This window comes from Streptococcus suis (assembly GCF_002964045.1).
In the GTDB taxonomy this organism is placed as follows: domain Bacteria; phylum Bacillota; class Bacilli; order Lactobacillales; family Streptococcaceae; genus Streptococcus; species Streptococcus suis_U.
In genome coordinates, this window is sequence record NZ_POPB01000616.1 from 1 (window position 1) to 295 (window position 295).

The following is a 295-nucleotide window of genomic DNA, read 5'->3' on the forward strand; positions in this document are numbered from 1 at the left end:
CAGCAAGCATCTTAAAACAATATGGCATGGCTGGTCTCAACCAAACTGCCAAACTCCACTTTGCCAATACGCAAAAAGCACAAAAATTATTGAAATGAGGAAAAAATATGGGAGCAATCCAAAAAACAAAACGCTCACCACTAGTCGCCTTCTTAGCTGAATGGGGCATCTTTTTACTGTTTATGGCAGCTTTTTTTGCCAGTCGTTACTTTATCTGGGATCCTGTATCTGTCGATGGCCATTCCATGGACCCAACGCTTCAACACCAAGAAAAACTCATCATGCTAAAAACGAC

Annotated in this window: 1 protein-coding gene and 1 pseudogene; both read left to right on the forward strand. The window is 41.4% G+C overall.

Translation table 11 applies throughout. The annotated features are described in order from the left end of the window. Positions 1 to 98 (forward strand): annotated as a pseudogene (locus tag C1E99_RS13175) (ribonuclease HIII); the annotation flags it as partial. A gap of 9 nt (positions 99 to 107) precedes the next feature. Beyond that, positions 108 to 295: S26 family signal peptidase (locus C1E99_RS13180; protein WP_161951225.1), on the forward strand; the 188-nt coding region annotated here is incomplete at its 3' end.